General features: G+C 37.8%; 19 protein-coding genes and 1 pseudogene. 14 read left to right on the top strand and 6 right to left on the bottom strand.

Going from position 1 to position 21,721, the window contains the following annotated elements:
• Positions 1-41: 41 nt before the first annotated feature.
• Positions 42-950: a hydroxymethylbilane synthase gene (gene hemC / locus BUB03_RS08740; RefSeq protein ID WP_073062064.1), complete on the bottom strand. Its 909-nt coding sequence runs from the start codon at positions 948-950 to the stop codon at positions 42-44.
• Positions 937-2,211: a glutamyl-tRNA reductase gene (hemA, locus tag BUB03_RS08735; RefSeq protein ID WP_040993298.1), complete on the bottom strand. Its 1,275-nt coding sequence runs from the start codon at positions 2,209-2,211 to the stop codon at positions 937-939. Before hemA ends, hemC begins: the two co-directional genes overlap by 14 nt.
• 369 nt (positions 2,212-2,580) lie before the next feature.
• On the opposite strand from hemA, the gene BUB03_RS08730 reads away from it, so the two are divergent.
• The 7 genes and pseudogenes from BUB03_RS08730 to BUB03_RS22070 form a co-directional block, all read left to right on the top strand.
• On the top strand, positions 2,581-3,606 hold the full coding sequence (locus BUB03_RS08730; protein ID WP_034700899.1) for a rod shape-determining protein: 1,026 nt from the start codon (positions 2,581-2,583) through the stop codon (positions 3,604-3,606).
• A gap of 28 nt (positions 3,607-3,634) precedes the next feature.
• A complete protein-coding gene (mreC, locus tag BUB03_RS08725; RefSeq protein WP_073062062.1) occupies positions 3,635-4,489 on the top strand; it encodes a rod shape-determining protein MreC in 855 nt (284 codons plus the stop codon).
• Positions 4,482-4,988: a hypothetical protein gene (locus BUB03_RS08720; RefSeq protein ID WP_040993300.1), complete on the top strand. Its 507-nt coding sequence runs from the start codon at positions 4,482-4,484 to the stop codon at positions 4,986-4,988. The genes mreC and BUB03_RS08720 overlap by 8 nt, the downstream gene beginning before the upstream one ends.
• Positions 4,985-6,991: a penicillin-binding transpeptidase domain-containing protein gene (locus tag BUB03_RS08715; protein ID WP_040993301.1), complete on the top strand. Its 2,007-nt coding sequence runs from the start codon at positions 4,985-4,987 to the stop codon at positions 6,989-6,991. The genes BUB03_RS08720 and BUB03_RS08715 overlap by 4 nt, the downstream gene beginning before the upstream one ends.
• A complete protein-coding gene (gene rodA, locus BUB03_RS08710) occupies positions 6,988-8,217 on the top strand; it encodes a rod shape-determining protein RodA (protein ID WP_040993302.1) in 1,230 nt (409 codons plus the stop codon). Before BUB03_RS08715 ends, rodA begins: the two co-directional genes overlap by 4 nt.
• A gap of 48 nt (positions 8,218-8,265) precedes the next feature.
• Entirely contained in the window at positions 8,266-8,595 is a 330-nt protein-coding gene (locus BUB03_RS22075; protein WP_228417810.1) for a pentapeptide repeat-containing protein, read from the top strand.
• Positions 8,596-8,616: 21 nt separating this feature from the next.
• Positions 8,617-8,838, top strand: a pseudogene (locus tag BUB03_RS22070) (pentapeptide repeat-containing protein); the annotation flags it as partial.
• A gap of 114 nt (positions 8,839-8,952) precedes the next feature.
• Here BUB03_RS22070 and BUB03_RS08700 read toward each other — a convergent pair.
• Together BUB03_RS08700 and BUB03_RS08695 are read right to left on the bottom strand one after the other, a co-directional pair.
• Positions 8,953-9,663: a C40 family peptidase gene (locus BUB03_RS08700; protein WP_040993304.1), complete on the bottom strand. Its 711-nt coding sequence runs from the start codon at positions 9,661-9,663 to the stop codon at positions 8,953-8,955.
• Between the two features lie 338 nt (positions 9,664-10,001).
• Positions 10,002-12,197 carry a glutamine synthetase III family protein gene (locus tag BUB03_RS08695; protein WP_040993305.1) on the bottom strand — a complete coding sequence of 732 codons (2,196 nt, stop codon included), beginning with the start codon at positions 12,195-12,197 and terminating at the stop codon, positions 10,002-10,004.
• Positions 12,198-12,488: 291 nt separating this feature from the next.
• On the opposite strand from BUB03_RS08695, the gene BUB03_RS08690 reads away from it, so the two are divergent.
• From BUB03_RS08690 to BUB03_RS08680, 3 genes are all read left to right on the top strand, one after another.
• Entirely contained in the window at positions 12,489-14,180 is a 1,692-nt protein-coding gene (locus BUB03_RS08690) for a DUF6909 family protein (protein ID WP_073062731.1), read from the top strand.
• A gap of 198 nt (positions 14,181-14,378) precedes the next feature.
• Positions 14,379-14,855, top strand: a complete 477-nt coding sequence (locus BUB03_RS08685; RefSeq protein ID WP_073062060.1) for a DinB family protein — start codon at positions 14,379-14,381, stop codon at positions 14,853-14,855.
• Positions 14,856-15,013: 158 nt separating this feature from the next.
• A complete protein-coding gene (locus BUB03_RS08680) occupies positions 15,014-16,852 on the top strand; it encodes a M1 family metallopeptidase (protein ID WP_073062044.1) in 1,839 nt (612 codons plus the stop codon).
• Positions 16,853-16,958: 106 nt separating this feature from the next.
• Here the strand turns inward: BUB03_RS08680 and BUB03_RS08675 are convergent, their stop codons facing one another.
• Together BUB03_RS08675 and BUB03_RS08670 are read right to left on the bottom strand one after the other, a co-directional pair.
• Positions 16,959-17,561, bottom strand: coding sequence for a hypothetical protein (locus tag BUB03_RS08675; protein WP_073062041.1), 603 nt, complete (start codon positions 17,559-17,561; stop codon positions 16,959-16,961).
• A 98-nt stretch (positions 17,562-17,659) separates the two neighbouring features.
• Positions 17,660-18,493, bottom strand: coding sequence for a M23 family metallopeptidase (locus tag BUB03_RS08670; RefSeq protein WP_073062038.1), 834 nt, complete (start codon positions 18,491-18,493; stop codon positions 17,660-17,662).
• Positions 18,494-18,648: 155 nt separating this feature from the next.
• On the opposite strand from BUB03_RS08670, the gene BUB03_RS08665 reads away from it, so the two are divergent.
• From BUB03_RS08665 to BUB03_RS08650, 4 genes are read left to right on the top strand one after another with little or no spacing between them, the layout of a single operon-like run.
• Positions 18,649-19,407, top strand: coding sequence for a type III pantothenate kinase (locus BUB03_RS08665; RefSeq protein WP_040993310.1), 759 nt, complete (start codon positions 18,649-18,651; stop codon positions 19,405-19,407).
• A 9-nt stretch (positions 19,408-19,416) separates the two neighbouring features.
• Positions 19,417-19,956, top strand: a complete 540-nt coding sequence (locus tag BUB03_RS08660; protein ID WP_073062036.1) for a GNAT family N-acetyltransferase — start codon at positions 19,417-19,419, stop codon at positions 19,954-19,956.
• Between the two features lie 48 nt (positions 19,957-20,004).
• Complete coding sequence (locus tag BUB03_RS08655; RefSeq protein ID WP_073062034.1) at positions 20,005-20,580, top strand: hypothetical protein; 576 nt, start codon at positions 20,005-20,007, stop codon at positions 20,578-20,580.
• The gene (locus BUB03_RS08650) at positions 20,570-21,718 is read left to right on the top strand and encodes a hypothetical protein (RefSeq protein WP_073062031.1); all 1,149 of its coding nucleotides are present in this window, start codon (positions 20,570-20,572) and stop codon (positions 21,716-21,718) included. Before BUB03_RS08655 ends, BUB03_RS08650 begins: the two co-directional genes overlap by 11 nt.
• Positions 21,719-21,721 lie beyond the last annotated feature (3 nt).

Below are 21,721 nucleotides of genomic sequence, written 5' to 3'. Positions count from 1 at the left end.
GTTCTGCAGTTGAAATTTAAAGGGATAGCTGGGTTAAAAACTTAGTAAGAGTTTTTAATTTCTGTCATCAATTCTTTTCCTCCGTTTTCGAGAACAATCTTGGCAAACTTTTCACCGAAGTTTTCAGTTTCGTTATATTCAAAATTCTCGTCGGTGGCAATGCAGTTCTTTCCATCCAGAGAGCAGAGAGCTGCTTTGAAACGGATCTGGTTTTCAATGATCTCCGCAAAAGCTCCGATCGGGGCAGTACATCCGCCTTCCAGTGTGCTTAGAAAATTTCTTTCAATCTCTACACAGATCTGGGTTTTCTTATGATTAATCTGACCTAAAATCTCATTGATTTCCGTTTTGTCTGAATGTCCTGCAACGGCAATTACTCCCTGGGAGGCTGCCGGAATCATCAGTGGAAGCATTTCATAATCAATATCCATCTTCATTCTTTTGATTCCTGCCAGAGACAGGATCGTGGCATCAAAATCTCCTTCTTCAAGTTTTTGAAGACGGGTCTGGATGTTTCCGCGGATATCAGAAAATTCGGCATGAGGATAATTTTTTAACCAGAATGCTCTTCTTCTGAGGCTGCTGGTGGCCAGTTTAAGCTCGTGGAATTCTTTATTTCGGGCAGATTCCTTTCTTATTAATACATCCTGAGGAAAATCTCTTTCCAGATAGGCAATGATCTCAATATTTTGTGGAAGCTGTGTAGGTACATCTTTCAGTGAGTGTACGGCGATGTCGATCTCGTCATTCAGTAAGGCTACATCAAGGTCTCTTGTAAAAACCCCGGTGATCCCCAAAGAATAAAGCGGTTGATTCAGGTTCTTATCGCCGGAAGAGACAATAGGAACAATTTCCGTTAAATAATTACGGTTTTGAAGGTGCCTCGCAACCTCTCTTGCCTGCCAAAGTGCCAATGCGGAATTTCTTGTTCCGATTCTAATGCTTTTCATTGAATTCGTTGTTTGGTTGTTCAACTAATATTTCGTGCATTAATTTACTAATTTCTTCGGCTTTTAAAGGATTGTCGATGATAAATTTTGCAAAACGGTTGGTGATTTTCTGGATCATTTTGTCAGAAAGCTCCATGTCCGTGATGTTTATGTATTTATTTTTTTTATAAAAATTATGCATTTCATTGCGTTCCATATTCTTCAGAACGGCTTTGAAATGGTGAATATTGGGTGCCAGCTTTCTCTTTTTTTCCCATTCCAGGAACTCTTTCATCAGATCTTTGATGATTTTTTCAGCTTTTGGAATTTCTTTTTCACGCTGTTGAATAGTTTCCTGAATCTGTTTTGAAAGCTCATCCACATCAATCAGTGTTACATTTTCATTCTCTGTAACGTTCTTTTCAACATTATGCGGAATGGAAAGATCTATCACAAGGGTTTCTTTTCCGTTCGGGAAGTGGGACTTGTTGATAATAGGATGTTTGGCGCCTGTTGCAACAATCAGGATATCTGTATTCTTCAATTCCTGGTCCACATCAGAATAGTCAACATGAGGTATGCTGTATTTCTGGGAAATCTTCTCAGCTTTCTCCTGGGTTCTGTTGGCAATTTTAATTTTTGGCTGGTAAACATGTTTTACCAGATTTTCAACCGTGTTCTGTCCGATCTCACCTACTCCTAAGAGAAGAATGTTCTTTTCGGTGATTCTTTTCTGGTTGTTTAAAATATAGTGAACTGCAGCATAAGACACAGAAGCGGCACCGTTGGAAATTCCAGTTTCATTCTTAATCCTTTTTGAAATCTGGATGGCAGCATTAATGGCTCTTTCCAGGTAAGGATTGGAATTCTGTCTTTCTTTCTTAAAACGGCTGTATGCTTTTTTGATCTGTCCGATGATCTCAAAATCCCCGATAATCTGACTTTCAAGTCCGGCAGCTACCCTGAACAGATGGATAAGCGCTTCTTCTTTGGTAAGGATATTGGCAAACTGAAGAAAATCAGTAAGCTGCACTCCGATTGTTTTGCAGTATTCTTCGGCTACAAGAAGATAGTTCGGTGAAGTGGTATAGATCTCGGTTCTGTTACAAGTGGAAACCACAAATGCATCCCCTAAATCCACATTATGGATTCTTGAGACAAAATTTTTAATGTTATCGTCAAAGAATGCAAATTTCCCTCTCGTTTCTACATCTGCCTTTTCGTAGCTAATGGAAAGTACAGCAAAATTTGATGTCTGATGAATGTTGGAATACTGTAACATAAGCAGTCGCAAATTTACGTTTTTTTTCATTAACCTTCCTCTGATAATGTATATGATAATTATCGTGAAAAACTATTGTGGCGTGGCAGGCGAATCAGCTTGAAAAGGGACAAATAAGAAAAGGGAAAACGAAATTATAGGTCTTAAAATCAGCAAATAAGCATCTTAGCTTTTCTCCGCTTTCTTAACTTTTCTTCCTTCTTACGTGTTCCCGTTAATTTGGTTTAAATCAGAGTTCGTAAATGATTAAATCAAAAGTTAATAAACAATTGTGAATTTTAATAAAATTTTAACCAAATTATGTGTGTGTTAAATTTCTTTAGTAGTGTTAAATTTATATCTTTGTAAACTTAAAATCAGGAGAAAAATATGAGTTTATTCGATATGTTTACGCAAGAAATTGCGATAGACCTTGGTACTGCCAATACCCTAATCATCCATAATAATAAAATTGTTATAGATCAGCCGTCAATTGTTGCAATTGAACGCTCTACGGGTAGACCAATTGCCGTCGGTGAGCAGGCTAAGCATATGCAGGGTAAAACTCATGAGGATATCAAGACAATCCGTCCGTTGAAAGATGGGGTTATTGCGGATTTTCATGCTTCTGAGCACATGATCAAGGAGTTTATCAAGAAAATTCCGGGAATCAAAGGGAGATTTATTCAGCCTGCGTTAAGAATCGTTATCTGTATTCCTTCAGGGATTACCGAAGTGGAAAAAAGAGCGGTAAGAGATTCTGCTCAGAAAGTTAATGCAAAAGAAGTAAGGCTGATCTACGAACCAATGGCTGCTGCAATAGGAGTCGGGATCGATGTACAGAAGCCGGAAGGAAATATGATCATCGACATAGGTGGAGGTACTACGGAAATTGCTGTAGTGGCTTTAGGAGGTATCGTGTGCGACAAATCTGTGAAAATTGCAGGAGACGTATTTACCAACGATATCGCTTATTACCTTAGAACGCATCACAACTTATATATTGGAGAGAGAACTGCTGAAAGAATTAAAATTGAAGTAGGCTCTGCAGTGGAAGATCTTGATGTAGATATTGAAGATATCCCGGTACAGGGTAGAGACCTTATTACAGGGAAGCCAAAAGAAATCATGGTAGGATATAAGGAAATTGCACGTGCATTGGACAAATCTATTATCAGAATTGAAGATGCTGTAATGGAAACACTTTCTCTTACTCCGCCGGAACTGGCTGCTGATATTTATAAAACAGGTATCTATCTTGCCGGAGGAGGTGCTTTATTGAGAGGTCTTGCGGACAGACTGCACAAAAAAACCGGTCTTCCTGTATTTGTTGCGGAAGATCCGTTGAGAGCTGTCGTTCGCGGAACAGGTATTGCCCTTAAGAATATGGATAAATTCAATTTCTTAATTAAATAATTTTAACTTTTTACGACTATATATCTGAATGGGATTTTTGCTGAGATTATTTTCGAAGAATGCTCTTTTTGTATTCTTTATATTCCTGCAGATTATTGCTCTGGTTCTGATATTCTCTAAAAACGCCATGCAGAAATCATGGATTGCCGGCCAGTCGGCCGCTTTGAATTCGTGGGTTTCCGGCTATATTGACGAAGGGGTTTCCTATCTGAAGCTGAAACAGATCAATGAAGATCTGGTAGCGCAGAACAAATCCCTGATGACCCAGCTGTATGGTAAAGAAGGAGCAAAGAATCCGGTATTCAGAAAAGTTCATGATACATTAGGCGGTGGCCAGATCTATACTTTTGTAGACGGCGAAATCGTATTCAACAGTATCAACAGAAGAAATAACTATTTTACCATCAATCGTGGCCGCAGAGACGGTGTTTTCCCTCAGATGGGCGTTATGGCACCGAAGGGGATCGCAGGAATTGTTATTAATTCTACTGACAGCTACGCTTTGGTGCAATCTGTCCTGAGTGTTAATAGAATCAGGATCAACGCTTCACTGAAGAACTCCGGATATTTCGGGACTTTAACATGGAACGGCGATAATTCCAGAGTGATGCATCTTGCAGATATTCCGAAATATGTGGCTCTTAAGGTAGGTGACACTGTTGTAACAGACGGTAAATCAGCTATTTTCCCTAAAGGAGTGATGATCGGTACCATCGCAGGATATTCTGTAGATAATAAAACAGGTTTCTGGGATATTTCAGTGGAATTGAGTGAAAAAATGGGAGCTTTAAGCAAGGTATTCGTTGTGAAAAACCTTAAAAAAGCTGAAGTGCAGAGAATTCAGGATACCTTACAGACCGTGATAAAAAAAGAAAATGATTAGCAGGACCTTATTTACCGATATATTGATCATGATCTTCCTGGTTGCATTACAGATTTTTGTACTCAACAGGATTACTATTTTCGGGAAGTATACGCCGGTTCTTTACCCGGTGTTTGTCATGTTTTACCCATTTTTCAGAAATAAATTTCAGTTTTTGGCTTTAAGCTTTTTAATAGGGCTGTCTGTAGATGCATTCCTTTATTCATGGGGAATCAATGCTTTTGCAACCACTCTTATTGCTTATTTCAGAACATTGATTTTCAGAACCTCCACAGATACTTCCACAGACTTTTTCTCTTTCCAGTCCCTTCAGTGGGCGCAGTTTTTGCTGTTTCTGTTTTCAAGTATCTTTCTGCATCAGCTTTTAGTGCAGTACATAGAATTTTTTAAATTTAGCCGTTTTTTTGAAATATTACTTAATGTAGTGATCACAAGTATAATTTCCTTTATATTTATAGTGATTTACGCATTAATATTTAAAATCAAACAAAAAGTTTGAACACACGTTATTTAAAAATCTTTTCTGCTCTTGTCGTCATCGCTATCATTTTTGTAGCGAGGCTTTCTTATTTACAGCTGTTTACGGACCGTTATGCCTTAAATGCAGCGAATACTTCCATTAAAATTGAATACGTCATCCCGCAGAGAGGAGTTGTTTTCGACAGGAATGGAAAAATTCTGGTAGGGAACCAGCCTGCCTATGAAATATCATTTACCCAGGCTTTAATGAAACCTGATTTTGATACCATCGGATTCTGTAACCTTATGCAGATCAGTAAATCTGATTTTATCAAGAGGATTGAAATCATTAAAAAAGAAAAATACTATTCCAAGCTGACACCAATGACTTTTATAAAGGACCTCAGCAGGGAAGATATTGCCAGGGTACAGGAAATCATTTTCAAATATCCGGCGTTCAGTATTGTTTCAAGACCTCAGCGCCAGTATGAAGTGGCAACTTCCGGTAACCTTTTGGGATATACCAGTGAAGTGAATGAAAGAGAAATTAAAAAAGATTCCACCTATTATCTTCCCGGAGACTTCATCGGAAAAACCGGTGTTGAAAAATCCTATGAAAAGGATCTTCGAGGGATAAAAGGGATGAAATACATCCAGAAGGATATCAAACTTAGAAATATAGGATCCTATAAAAACGGATCCCTTGATAAAGATGTTGTAACCGGTAAGGATATTACGTTAACCATTGATTATGATCTTCAGAGAATTGCTGAAGAAATGCTGGTTAACAAACATGGGGCAATCGTTGCCATTGATCCGAATAACGGAGAAATCCTGACCTTGGCAACGGGTCCGGATATTGATCCGAATTTATTTACGGGACCTAATAAATCCAAGAACCTTTATGCACTTTCAAAGGATACGTTGTACGAAAATAAGCCAACATTTGACAGATCCGTTCAGGCAGCTTATCCTCCGGGCTCAACGTTCAAACTGTTAACTGCCCTTGCAGGAATGCAGATGGGTGTAATGGATGAAAATACGGTTTTCCCTTGTGGAGGAGGCTTTTTCTATAAAGGGTTACGAATTAAGGGGCACGGTGGTGCAGATCCTCTTATCCCCGCGATCCAGGTTTCCAGTAACTGTTACTTCTCCCATGCATTTATTGCTATCATGAATAAGTACCCGGGTGATCCTTCCAGAGGAGTTAATGAATGGAAAAAAATCATGAGCAGCTTTGGAGTAGGAGAATACCTGAATAATGATATTGCCGTAGGTTCACCGGGAAGAATTCCAACAGGTGAATTCTATGAAAAAAGAAGCGGAAAGAAAAACTGGAGTTCGGACTACACGATGAATGGATCTATTTTTAACGGAATGGGGCAGGGAGACGTTCTGGTAACACCTCTTCAGCTGGCCAATTATGTGGCAGCCATTGCGAACAAAGGATGGTTCTATACCCCTCATATCGTAAAATCCATTGATGGTAAACCTAATCCTGATCCGAGATTTAAAACAAAACATAAAACCCTTGTAGACCCTAAACACTTTGAACCTGTACTGAAAGGTATGGAAGCTGTAGTGTTAAGAGGAACAGCAAGAAGCCTGAAATCCAGCGACTTTACCCAGCTTGCCAAAACGGGTACAGCACAGGTTCCTCAGGGAAAAGACAACTCGATCTTCGTTTTGATCGCCCCTGCGGACAAGCCGAGAATTGTAGTGGCTGCAGTAATGGAACACGCCGGATTTGGAGCAACATGGGCAGGTCCTGCCTGCACCGTGATCGCTGAAAAGTATATCACCGGAGATCTGAAGAGAGAAAATCTGTACAAGAAAATGACGGGTGCCAGCTTTATGCCTGAGTACAAAAGACAGTGGATTGCAGATTTGAAACGGAAAGGACTGTACAAAGATCCCACAGCAGATTCTCTAAAACTGAAAAGAAAGCAGGACAGCCTGAACTTTATCAAAGAGCAGAAAGCAAAGCTGCAGAAAAAAATAGAAGAAGAGACAAAGAATAACACTAAAAAGATAAAGAAATGAAGTGGGCAGAAGGAATAGATAAATTAGGTCTTGGACTGTATTTCCTGCTGTGCATATTTGCCATTGCCAATATCTACAGTGTTGATCAGAAATTAGGAGAAAAGCAATTGATTTTCTTCTGCATATCTCTATTTGTAGGACTTGTTATATTTGTGGGAAGAAGTAAATTCTTCGAAAATATGTCGGGGATTATCTACATCGGAGGAGTTTTATTATTGATAGGACTATTTCCGTTCGGGAAAGAAATCCTGGGTCAGAAAAACTGGTACAAATTCGGAAGCTTTACGATGCAGCCGGTTGAGTTTGCAAAAATCGGAACAGCTCTCATGCTGGCCAATTATGTTTCCGGGCCTGATTTCAATCTGAAAGTTAAAAAATCGCTCTGGACAGCCCTGGCTATTATCGGGATTCCGGCTGTAGTCGTTCTGGCGATTCCGGATGTAGGTTCTATGCTTGTGTTTATAGCATTCTTTATTGCTTTATACAGGGAAGGGCTAAATGGGCTTCTTTTTGGCGTAGGATTTATTTTTGCTGCTGTCTTCCTGATTTCACTGGCCGTACCTCCTGTATATGTTGCGCTAGTGGTTGTTGTTATTGCAGGTGTTTTGATCGCTATGAACTACCACAGAATGTCCTGGGATGTCATTTCCATTTCGGGAATCGCGGGATCAATTCTTCTGCTTTGCGGTTTGGCTTTCGGCTCACCTTATATCTTAGAGAAGCTTCCCAAGCACCAGAGAGAAAGAATTGAAGTTCTTTATAAGGGTGAAAAAGCATTCAGGGATACCTCAGGGTACAACTTATTATATTCAAAAACAGCCATTGGTTCCGGCGGACTCTTAGGAAAAGGATACCGTGAAGGATCAGTAACCCAGGGGAAATTTGTTCCGGAGCAGGAAACCGATTATATTTTCTGTACGGTGGGTGAAGAATGGGGATTTGTAGGAAGTGCAATATTGGTGCTATGCTACATGATCTTCATCGGACGGATCTATTATCTTGCAGAACAGCAGAAATCTACTTTTAACAGGGTATTCGGGTATTGCTTTGCTTCCATCCTGATGATGCACTTTACCATCAATTTAGGGATGGTTATGGGGCTTTTCCCGACTGTAGGGATTCCGCTTCCTTATTTCAGCTATGGAGGAAGCTCGCTGCTTGCCTTTTCAATGATGACTTTTATTTTCTTTAAACTGAATTATTCGGATAAGAACAGTTTGGTTTAAGAAATTTAAAATCTCATACCTTTCAGCAAAAAACATTTCATTAATCATATGAAAGAAGCATATACTGTAGATCAAACTTTTGAAAATACAGACTTTTCCCTGCTCTCAAAAGGAGAATATGAAAATTGTATATTCAGAAACTGCAATTTTGAATATGCAGATCTTTCAGGTTTCACTTTCACAGACTGCGAATTTTCAGGCTGCAATCTGAGTATGGCCAAACTGATCAAAACTGCATTTCACGAAGTTATTTTTAAAGAATGTAAAATGTTCGGTCTTCAGTTCAGCGAGTGTAATCCGTTTGGACTTTCCTTTATCTTTGACGGATGTTTGCTGAACAATTCAGTATTCTATAAAACCTCAGCAAAGAAGACCTGATTTAAAAATTCCCGATTAACTGAGACCGATTTTTCTGAATCTGACTTATCCGGCTCCCTGTTTTCAACTTGCGATCTTTCAGGAGCTGTTTTCGACCATACCAACCTTGAAAAAGCGGATTTCAGGACTTCCTTCAATTATTCTATAGATCCTGCCGTAAATCGCCTTAAAAAGGCTAAATTTTCCCTTTCAGAAGTACACGGGCTTCTTTATAAACTGGATATCGAAATAGATAGAGATTAAAAGCATATTGGCTTCGGGAGCCTCATCCAACAAATCAGTTAAATATCAACGTTAAACAAATAAAAAAGCCATCAGAGATCTGATGGCTTCATTATTTAAATCAATTATTTAAAATTAAAAACTTGTCGCTGCGGATGGAGTAGAAGATGCAAGATTGTTATAAGCATCCCCGTTCTCGTTGATTACTCTTTTTGCAAACCTGAATTTAGGTCCCCAGTAAGAATCATTCAGCGATGAGATCATTACCCCTTTTGAAGTGGCTGCGTGGATGAATTTAATTTCACCGTCTTCAGTAACACTTTCTACGATACCTACGTGAGAGATTCTTCTTCCGTGTGAAAAGAAAATCAAATCTCCCTTCTGAAGTTCACTTTTATCAATACTTTCACCCTCCTGAGCCTGAGAAGCTGCTACTCTTGGTAAGCTAAGTCCTGCTGCTGCCCCGAATACGGAAAGAACGAAAGCTGAACAATCAATACCTCTTCTTGTCATTCCTCCGTATCTGTATGGAGTTCCAAGGTATGTTTCAGCTTCTGTAAGGATATTGTCGATCGTTTTATTGTATTTGACTGCTTTTGCAATCTCAGAATTTTTAATAGCTTTTTTCGCGTTGGCGATAGATGCGGCCTTCTCTGCTAGAAAAGAATCAATAAGTCTTTGCTTATCAAGTTCCATTTTCTTCTGGTCTATAGAAGCTAGTTTGGCATCTGTTTTGTATTCTTTAGTGTAAGTTGCTGGCTGTGAAACTACATAATTTGTAGCGCATGATTGAACCGAAACTGTAGACACTAAAGCAACTAAATAAAACAAAACTCTTTTCTTCATATATATTTGATTATCCGTGTTAAAAGGAATATTTATTTTTCAAAAGCATTACAAAAGTAGAAATTCCGATCAAAAGACCCCTGATATGATTATTGTCAGGTTCTTTATTTAACACATTTTAACATATTATTTAAGTATGTTAAAGAAAAACAAACCGCAACCGCCTATTTTTGGCGAGTATGCGGTTTTTTTTATTAAGATTCTTTAACATAATTAATCGCTTTTCCTTTGTTAATGGGATTTTGTGATTTAAAACTCTACTTTTCATTGCTGTTAATAAACCTAAAAAAACTCCCCGGAAAACCGGAGAGTTTAACTAATATGGAACTTTACAGATGTTATTTTGTAAATAACATTTCTCTATACTTAGTCATTGGCCAAAGTTCATCATCAACCATCATTTCAAGATCATCAGAAGCTTCTCTGATGCCATCGAATAAAGGTTTTACTTTGTTGCAGTAAGCTTCTGCCTGCTTTTGACTATCTGATACAGCTTTTGCTGCTTCTCTTGCTTTAATAAGATCTTCTACGCCTAATTTAATCTTAGAAACATTTTCAGAAATGTTAGTGATCAGACTCATTTGCTCTTTTGCTAATGTTTTGAATTCTTTGTCTCCGAATATTTCTTTAAGACCTTTTACATTCTCGATCAGTCTGTTCTGATAATTTAAGGCAGAAGGAATAATGTGGTTTCTTGCGATATCACTCAATACTCTTGCTTCAATATCAATAACCGTAGAATATTTTTCAAGTTTGATTTCGTTTCTTGCTTCAACCTCTCTGTGAGTAAATACTCCGATTTCTTCGTAAAGATCAAGGAATTTTTTATCCATTTCCTGCTTAAGAGCTTCCGGAGTGGTTTTTAAGTTGTTTAAACCTCTCTTTTTAGCTTCTTTTGCCCAGTCGTCTGAATATCCGTCACCTTCAAACATGATGTTTTTACACTGTTTGATGTATTCTCTCAATACATTGAAGATCGCTTCATCTTTCTTAAGACCTGTTTCAATTAAAGCATCAACTTCTTTTTTGAAATCGTTTAACTGTTTTGCAGCGATGGTATTCATTACAGTCATAGACTCTGCACAGTTGGCAGAAGATCCTACTGCTCTGATCTCAAATTTATTTCCTGTAAATGCAAATGGAGAAGTTCTGTTTCTGTCAGTATTATCCAACAAAATTTCAGGGATTTTCCCAACTACATTCAGTTTAAGGTCTGTTTTTTCGTCTGGGGAAAGTTTTCCTTCCGTTACTTTTTCAAGTTCTTCCAGTACTCTGAACAGCTGGCTTCCGATGAATACGGAAATAATAGCTGGTGGAGCTTCATTGGCACCTAATCTGTGGTCGTTGCTGGCAGATGCGATACTTGCTCTTAAAAGGTCAGCATATTCATATACAGCTTTAATCGTGTTAACAAAGAATGTTAAGAACTGTAAGTTTTTCTTAGGATTTTTTCCAGGGCTTAATAAGTTTTCACCTGTATCTGTTGCTAAAGACCAGTTGTTGTGTTTTCCGCTTCCGTTTACTCCTGCAAATGGCTTTTCGTGGAATAAAATATGGAAGTGATGTTTGTGAGCAATTCTTGCCATGATGTCCATCAACAAAGAGTTGTGATCTACAGCAACGTTTACCTCTTCAAACATTGGAGCAAGCTCGAACTGGTTTGGTGCAACCTCATTATGTCTTGTTGTTACCGGAATTCCCAGTTTCATACATTCGATCTCCAGCTCTTTCATGAAGTTCATTACTCTTGTAGGAATAGAACCGAAATAGTGGTCGTCTAATTGTTGCCCTTTCGCAGGAGAGTGTCCCAATAAGGTTTTCCCTGTTAAAACAAGGTCCGGACGTGACTGGTATAATGCAGAGTCAACCAAGAAATATTCCTGCTCCCATCCCAGAGTAGGGGTTACTTTCGTTACGTTTTTGTCAAAATACTGCATAACGTTGGTTGCAGCTTCATCCACAGCATTCAAAGCTCTTAAAAGAGGTGCTTTATAATCTAAAGTTTCTCCGGTATAAGAAATGAAGATAGAAGGAATACATAAAGTAGTTCCCATGATGAAAGCCGGAGAGGTAGGATCCCATGCTGTATAACCTCTTGCCTCGAAAGTGTTTCTGATTCCTCCGTTCGGGAAAGAAGAAGCATCAGGCTCCTGCTGGATCAATAAATTTCCGCTGAATCTTTCAATGGCTCTTCCTCCTTCAATCGGAGTAAAGAAAGAGTCGTGCTTCTCCGCGGTAGTTCCTGTTAATGGCTGGAACCAGTGAGTATAGTGAGTTACTCCTTTGCTCATTGCCCAGTCTTTCATAGCAACCGCTACCTGGTCTGCAATGTGTCTCTGGATTTTAGTACCTTTTTTCATCGCATCCAGAATAGACTGGAATGCTTCCTTGGTTAAATATTCTCTCATGGTCTCTTCTGAGAAAACATTCTGACAGAATAATTCTGACAGTTTTCCAGGAACTTCAATAGAATTATCTTTTCTGAAGTCCTTAAATGGTAAAGTTTCTAACGCTTTGAATCTTAAAGTTGACATAATAAGGTTAATTTTTACAGGGCAAATTTACAAAAAAAATGGATTGAAAATAAAATACCCCTTATTTTTTTAGGGGTGTCTTTGGTTTTGCTTGAAAAATCGAACAATGATTTAAGTTTTAGGTGGAGGCGTTGGATTGGTAAAACGGAATGATTATCCCTTTAATACTGTCATGAATACAGTTTTAGATAAACATTTTACATTTTTTAAAGATACAAATTTAAACTGCTTGTTAAAAGATACTTAAAATAAATGAATGAAGATTTTGTATATTTGTGTGAAATTTATTTTATGACAAATTCTAGAGCTAGAGAAACAACGGAAGCAATTGAAAGATTGTATATTTCTATGAGACACCTCTTTTACAGAGGTTTTTTTAAACCTGCCGGTGTTTCTGGAGAAAGTATCAGAAGTTTGTTGAAGACGATCAATCCAGAGATTTATGGTACCATGAATATTCCTAATAAAATGGAATTGGATGGTTTGATGTATGTTTTAGACAGGCTTCCGGAAGGAATCGAAGAATGTGCTTTCATTCATCTTACATCGGATGAGGGGTTTGATAAAGGAAGTTTCGAACCTATTGTACCTAAAAAGAGAAGAAGAAACTGTTACAGGATAGACGAGCACCAGATGAATATTGAAGTTCTTTTGGGCCGTTCTGAAATTTATGATATTCTTACCCACTTAACCTTCCTGTTTATAGAGGCAGATAAAGTGAGGAACCTGGCTTTCATTCAGGATGAAAACTGGAAACCGACACGTGCCTTTAAAATTATCGAAGAAGTAGTAAAGGGTGAAAAGAAATTCAGCAGAAAAGAAAAAGAAGTTGCTTTGATCCATTTATCTTCTTTGATAGGAAGAACTTTTGAAGAAACCCTGAACGCCTATAATTCTTTTGGGGATGATAATAACCCTGACCGTTTATTTAAGATCATCTACAACTTAGGAAAAGTAAGTCTGGAAGATGCAAAGCAGACGAGAGAAAGAGAAATTCATTTCAGTGCCATATTAAAGGAAAGAGTAGGGCATCACTATTTTGGTGAGAAATGGGCCAACAAAGTGAAAGAAGTTTTATTTGAAAACGATCTTCACATGAGACCTCTGCACATAATTTCCGCAAACATGCACTCCGTGAAAAATATGCTTTATGGAAATGACGCCTTAAAGAGAAAAGATCACAAACAAGTAGATTACAAACTTTACGGAGATATCTCCGATAAAAAAGAACTTCGCGACAAAGTTTCCAAATATGCTTTGGAAGAAGGGATGATCTATATTAATGATAAGAGCGGAAGTAATATTGATGTTCAGATTATTGATCTAAGTAAAACAGACCTTAAAAATACTCCTTTCAGTGGTATAAAATATGGCGGAGACGATGTTATTATGGTTTTCGACTATGCTTTCGGGGAACAGGCCTATGAAGTAATGGACGAATTGTTGAGACCTTACGAACATAAAGGAGAAGTTTATATGATGAAGGTAAAATCTGTTTCTATCATGGGTAAGGCAGGAATTCTTGCCGGTGGAAAAGGAGATATTATGATCCCTACCTCCCACATCTTTGAAGGAACTGCAGACAATTATCCATTTGAAAATACGCTGAAGCTTGATGATTTTAAAGATGATGAGTTAAAAGCATTTGAAGGTGCAATGATTACCGTATTAGGAACCTCACTTCAAAACAGGGATATTCTTTCTTATTTCATGAACACTTCCTGGAAAGCCATCGGTCTTGAAATGGAGGGGGCGCATTATCAGAAAGCAATTCAGGTAGCTTCTAAAATCAGACATCACATTTCACCGGATCTGTTCGTGATGTATGCTTATTATGCTTCAGATAATCCTTTGGAAACGGGAAGCACACTTTCTTCAGGAGGTTTGGGACTTACAGGAGTAAAACCTACTTATCTGATCACCCTGAGAATCCTTGAAAAGATTTTACAGAGTGGAAAGAAAGAAATTCCGGCTAAAAAATAATTTTAAATGATTAAGAATATAATCCTTCAAGGTTTTTAAAACTTTGAAGGTTTTTTTTGCCACGAATACACGAATTTCCATAAATACTTATCTATATAGAATAATGTAAATGTCAATTAAAATTCGTGTATTCGTGGCAAAAAAATCTACATCAAAATCAACGAGAGAAAAAATATTATCTTTAGGAAAATTATAACAATGAGCTCACCATCACAATTAGCCAAAAGATTCAGAGAAGTAATACTTGATGGTTTGTGGATTGCCAATACCAATTTTAAAGACCAGCTTTCGGATGTAACCTGGGAACAGGCAGTGACGAAAGTGGATTCTTTAAACACCATCGCCATGCTGACATTTCATATACATTATTATATAGCAGGAATTGTCAATGTATTGGAAGGTGGTGAACTTGAAATAAAAGACAAATTCAGTTTTGATCTTCCACCCATTGAATCTGCGGAACAATGGGAAGAGCTTTTAAATAAATTATGGACGGATGCTGAAAAATTTGCAGGTTTAATTGAAGAACTCCCTGATGGTAAGCTGGATGAGGTTTTTGTAGATGGAAAATATGGGACTTATCTTAGAAATATCGATGGAATGATTGAACACAGCTATTATCATTTAGGCCAAATTACTTTGATTAAAAAACTATTGAAGTCAAATTTAAAGTAATGAAGCAGCGGCGAAAAAATAATATCTCAAAAAAATCTTTTTAACAACAAGAATTAAAACCCATCTAAATTAATAATGTATCACAGGAACCCTTCAGAATAACTCCACATTTGAAGGTTTTATATAAATTACCTACCTTTAAAAAAAATAAATTTTAAATGAGAAAATCGGCTGCAATCCTTTTTGCGTTTATCATTTCACAATTTCAGGCTCAGCAGGGAGCTTATTATCAGCAGGCTGCGAAATACAAGATGGACATTGATGTTAATGCTGAAAAGTTTACCTACCAGGGAAACCAGACTTTAGAATATGCCAACAACTCGCCGGACGTGCTGAATGTGGTATATTTTCATCTTTACTGGAATGCCTTTAAGCCTAATTCAATGATGGATCAGAGAGTGGCCGGCCAGGGGAAAAACGGAGATTCCAGATTACAGAAAGATGGGGTTTCAAGGCTGGCTTCCATTCCGAAGGACCAGGAAGGCGCCCAAAATATCCATTGGATCAAACAGAATGGGAAAGATCTGAAATTCGAGATTCAGGAAACCATCATGAAAGTGTACCTGGCAGAACCTATTCAGCCTAATTCAACAACTACGTTTACCATGGACTGGGATGCTGTGATACCTCAGCAGATCAGACGAAGCGGAAGGAACAACAAGGAAGGGGTGGATATGACCATGACGCAATGGTACCCTAAAATTGCAGAATATGATTATGACGGCTGGGCCACATTCGATTATATTGGAAGAGAGTTTCATGCGCCGTTCTCGGATTTTGATGTGACCATTAAAATCAATAAAGATTATGTAATCGGGGCCGGAGGAATCCTTGAAAACCCTGCAGAAGTAAAAGGTTATGATTCCACAGCCAATATTAAGACGGATAAAAGCAAAAAAGCAACTTGGAAATGGTCTGCGAAAAATATACTGGATTTTGCATGGAGTGCAGACAGGGATTATGTCGTAAAAAGCTTTGATGTTCCGGAAGGACCTAAAGTATTCCTTGTTTACCAGAATAATGACAAAACAAAAGTTTGGGAAGAAGCTCAGCCTTACGTTACCAAATATTTCCAGATCATGAACAGTCATTTCGGAAAATATGTATATCCGACCTATGCATTCATCCAGGGTGGTGATGGTGGTATGGAATACGGAATGTGTACCATGATCCTCGGTGAAGCCAAAGATATAAAAGGTTTAATGGGCTTAATGGCTCACGAAGGTGCCCATTCATGGTATCAGCAGATGCTGGCAACCAATGAATCAGTACGCCCATGGATGGATGAAGGGTTTACCAGCTATGCAGAAGGGTATTTAATGTACCAGTTGTTTCCTGAAGAGCTTCCGAATCCTTTTGCCAATACGGTGAACGCTTACAGGAATTTTGTTAAAAAAGGAATTGAAGAGCCAGCCGTTTGGTTAGGTGATCACCACGACAACGGGACTTCTTATACCTATGCTTCCTATGTAAAAGGAGAATTATACCTTGTACAGCTGGGATACATTATGGGTGAGCAGAATCTTGCAGAAACCTTGAAACAGTATTATGACCAATGGCATATGAAGCACCCGTCTGATAGAGATTTTCTTCATATTGCTCAGAAAGTTTCTGGGATGGATCTGAAATGGTTCCAGAATTACTGGATCAACACTACAAAAACTATTGATTACGGAATCAAAGATGTGAAGTATGAAGCAAAATCTACAACCATCACTTTGGTCAATAAAGGACAGGTTCCCATGCCCATTGATTTCAATGTAATGACTGCCGATAAAAAGATAGTAACTTACCAGATTCCTTTAAATATGACCCATACGTGGAAGGAAAAAGACATTTACGGAGATTTTAAAACCATGCCTTACTGGCCGTGGACTCAGAAAGAATATACACTTACAATTCCTTATACCAAAGCCCAGCTATCTGTTCTGGGAATAGATTTCAGTCAGAGAATGGCCGATGTCAATATTGAGGATAATGTTGTGGAAGTAAAATAATAGATCATACCATAAAATAACAATCCCACAGAAAAACTCTGTGGGATTATTATTGCTATTTATTGGAAACATTCACTTGCGAAGCAAATTCACTGTTCGCCATTGACTATTTAATTCCAAACTGCTGTACCATCCAGTGATTTGGATGATTTTTTACAAGGTCATTTCTTAAGACCTCATCTTTTGTGTTGAGGTAGCGGTATATTTTTAAAGGAACCGAGTCAGGATATTCTTTTAATCCCTGATCTAAAACGGTTTTAACCTCTTCCTTTTTTTTCGCTCCATCCAGGGCTTCTGCTTTATACACGTAAATAATAGCAGGAACCTTCCCATAAATTTCTCGGCTTTCATTCTCCAGAAGCGTCATAGCTTCAGTTTGAAACTCTGTATCCGGTGCTTTACCCACCATGGAAGTCCGGCTGATATGCTGCTGATACATCAGGAAAAGCAATAAGATATGGAGATTCTTCGTATCCGGATTGGATGCCAGTTTCTCTATTCTCTGAATGGTTTCAGGAGTCATTTCATCATTTTCAGCCTGAAGATTTTTTTGGTAAAATTCATCCATGATATCGTAAACGGCTGTATCGTTCCGGTCAATCTTTGCGTCTTTTTTTATTTTCAGGAACAGTTCTTTTACCTGATTTCCGGTTTGTGCAGAAGTATTCAGGCCAATACAGAAGAGTACTATTAAGATCAGTTTTCTCATGGAAACGGGATAAAAATATTTTCAGATTTAAAGATAATTAAATGTTTGCAATTTTCTAAATACTGTTCGGTTATTTCCTTGTATAACTATGAGAAAAGCTAATATTCTTTTGTGTAAATTTTTTTCTCTTCTATGTATTCAGTTTTGCTTCCGTTCCCTATTTTGAAAAGAGTCTTAATGGTGTTCTTTTGTTTTGGGCTTGTAAAGTCCGGTAGATAGCAGACAAAATGCAGATGAGGTCCGTTTGTCCAGCCTGTATTGCCACTTAATGCAATCACATCACCTTTTTTGATGATGTCTCCGATATTTACCTTAACTCCATTTTGTTTTAAATGATAATATTGGGCAATAGACCCATCAGAGTGTAAAATAGAAACATAATTAGCTAAGTTAGCACAATCAATAGTAGGACAGCCTTTGTTATTAGTCTGAACAGCTTCGATCACTTTGCCATCCCTTGCAGCGGTAATTTCAGTTCCTTCAGGCATTACGAAATCTAATGAGTTTTCGTTTTGATGGGAAAAAGTTCCGTTATAACCCTGATAGACCTTAAAAGATTTACCTTTTTGAAAAGGGAGGTCATATATATAATCTGAATCATAGGTTTTCAAAGTGGCATCTCCAATCAATGTATAATAGTTCGGTATTTTGTCGATTTTCCAACCTTTTTTCTTGTTATCAATTACAAAATAAGCAATTCTGTGCTTTTTGGATTGAGGGGGTATTACCTGAATTAGTTTAAACTTTTCAGGAATTTTCATATTGACAACTTCAGGTTGTTGCGGGAATGAGAGTGAAATGGGATAAATGTCTTCATTATCTACATAATAGGACACTACATCCTTCTTTTGTTCCAAATATATTTTTGCCGGCTTCTGTGCAAAAATCAATGTAAATTGTACAAATAGTATAAGGGTGATCGTTCTTTTCATTCAATGTGATTTTAAATTGATTTTGCAATGATAAAGTTATTTTATAAAAACAACAAAAATATACTTTGAGCTAAATCATATAGATATTGTTTATTTTTAAGGATAAAGCCTTATTTTTACAACTGTTTTTTAACCCAGATTAGCTTAAAAAATAAATGAATTCAATCGTAATCAACGTAGGGAACAGCAATATCAGATTCGGACTTTTTAACGGAGACAACTGTGATATTTCATGGGTGATCAATACAAAACCATACAGAACGGTAGATGAGCTGTATGTGCAGATTCTCATGCTTTACCAGACCTACAAAGTAGAGCCGGAAGATATCAGTAAAGTGATTATAGGATCTGTAGTGCCTCAGCTTACTAAAGTCATCAGTTCAGCGATCAAAAAAATCCACGGTATCCAGCCGGTAATTGTAGATAGATCTACACCTTCAGGCGTTCAGGCAAAATCCAAACAGATGGGCACAGATATTTATGCCAATCTTGTTGCGGCGCACAATCTTTACCCAAACAGGAAAAAGATCGTCATCGATTTTGGGACAGCCCTTACAGCAAGCTGTGTAACGGAATCCGGAGAAACATTAGGCGTCATTATCGCTCCAGGAATTGTAACCTCTTTGAATTCACTGATCAGCCAGACAGCCCAGCTTCCAGATATTGAACTGAAAAAGCCTAAATCTGTTCTAGGTCTGGACACGGTAACCTGCATGCAGAGCGGGATGGTATATGGCTTCCTGGGAATGGTAGAAGGTTTTATAGACCGGATCAACGATGAGGTGAATGATGAATGTTTTGTAGTGGCTACTGGTGGCGTTTCCCATGTTTATAAGCCCCTTACGGAAAAAATTCATGTGATGGACAGGCTGCATACCCTTAAAGGACTTTATTTCTTAGGGAAAGATTTATAAAACTATATCATGAGAGCATTAAAAGAATTTCCGGTAATTGAAACAGAAAGACTGATTCTCTCGCAGCTGCAGGAGGAAGACATTCCTTTTGTTACCGAATATCTGCAGGATAAAATCTTTTCCGATCTTACCTCCAATATTCCTTACCCTTATACCCGGGAGCATGCGGAATTCTGGCTTGAAATGTCCCGGAAGTCTTTTGAGGATAATACCGGATATACCTTTGCAGTCCGCAATAAGGAAGGTAATATTCTGGGAGCTATTGGTCTTCACGACAGAGATGATGATAAAGCTGAACTGGGTTATTGGATGGGAAAGCCTTTCTGGAACAAAGGATATATTACCGAAGCTGCGTCCGCTCTCATTGATTTTGGCTTTAAAGAATTGCAGCTCAATAAAATCTATGCAACCTACTTTTTACACAATCCCGCATCCGGAAGAATTATGGAAAAAATCGGGATGGAAAAGGAAGCCCTACTCAAACAGCATCTTAAAAAAGATAACGGTTACTTTGATGTGCAGATGTATTCTGTTCTAAAAAACACGTGATGATTTTAACTTTTCACGGAAGAAGATATCCAATCTCTAAATATCTCCATGAAAACAACCTGTAATCTTCTGGCCATACTTATAAGCATTTCCTTTTTTTCACAAACCAAACTCATTGCCTTTAAAAGCCATAGCGGACACTCAGAAAGCTTTAATAAGGCAGTTTCAGAAAATCTTTTTGATGCAAATTTTTCTAATCTGGGTATAGCTCCGCAGAAATATGTAAAAGATGCCAGACTTGATTCCGTAATTATTCTCAATGAAAAAGAAAGTATTCTGGTAACAAGTTCAGCGCATAAAAGAATCATTAAAGGAGCGGACAGGGAATGGCAGCCGGGAAAGGAGACTGTCTATAATCACGGACTTTTTTCAAAAAAGAATATCGACAGCGTGAAAACAGTTTTGAAAAGAGACTACAACTTTGTTAATGATATGGATAGTGTAGTTTTTATAGAATACGACAAAGAAAGTAAATCTTATAAAGAAATCAAGCCTTCTCCAGCAAAACCGGAAAAAGAAAAATCAGAAAAAACGAAAGGAGGACTTTTACTCGGCATTTTGATGATTTCCGGTGCATCAGGTTTTTACAGCTGGAAACGGAATAAGAAAAATAATGGGAAGTAGGTTTTGGACCGGTGCAGGAATTTTTTTCCTGCTTTTTATACTGTTTTTTCCCTTAGATTTTCTCGGCGATTTTCAGAAAGAAACATCACTGCTTGTGTTTGGAAACCTTACAAACTGGATTTCAAAAGAAATATTTAAGACAGGTAATGCAAGAATAGATTTCTCATCAGACAGTATTTCCATGTTGGTTCTGGTATTTGTTCTGCTGATACTATCATTTGTAACAGCATTATTATTAAAAAGGAGATTCTCACGGCAAATTCTCTTTTTTTCTAAAGAAATTGTGATCGTATATCTGGCTGTTGTTCTGATGAAATATGGACTTGACAAGGTTTTTAAAGCCCAGTTTTATCTTCCGGAGCCTAATATTCTTTATTCCCGGTTTGGAAATCTGGATAAAGACATCTTGTTCTGGAGTGTAATGGGAACCTCCCGTTTTTACTCAATATCTACGGGAATTGTTGAACTTTTGGCTTCCCTGATGATCATTTTCCGTAAAACTCGGGTATTGGGATTGTTAATTTCCGTTGGAATCCTGGTCAATATTTTATTGATCAATCTCGGATTTGATATTTCGGTTAAATTCTTCTCTCTGATTCTTTTATCAATGGCAGTTTTCGCATTGAAAGATGAATGGTTTCCATTATACCGGTTTTTAATTTTAAAGCAGAAGGTACAGCTGGAAGAAACAGAGCCAGACACGAAAGCTCTTCCATTGTGGATTTTTTCACGGACAGCTTTTATAGGTTTTTCGGTGGTTACCATACTTTTTCCTTACGTTAATAACGGAAATTATAATGATGATCTCGCCAAAAGACCCTTCCTTCACGGAGCTTTTGAAAACCTGGATCAAAATTCAGATATACGGTATATTTTCTTACACAGAAAGAATTATATGATTTTAATGGATAAGGAGGAAAAAATGACGGATTTCCATTATAACCAAGGCTCAAAAGACCAACTTCTTCTCGAAGATTACAGCGGCGGGAGAATCAGTGTCCGGTTTTCATATAACAAAAAAGACAGTCTTCTTATGCTCGGTTTCGGAAAACATATCATTAAAGCTAAAGAATTGAACTGGAAGAGAATGAGTGCATTACGTCCTCTTTTACATGCTGTAACAGAAAGTCAGAAATAAAAA

Source organism: Chryseobacterium oranimense, assembly GCF_900129755.1.
GTDB lineage: Bacteria > Bacteroidota > Bacteroidia > Flavobacteriales > Weeksellaceae > Chryseobacterium > Chryseobacterium oranimense.
The sequence above is the reverse complement of the archived record's forward strand: the minus strand, read 5'-3'. Positions and strand labels throughout refer to the sequence as shown.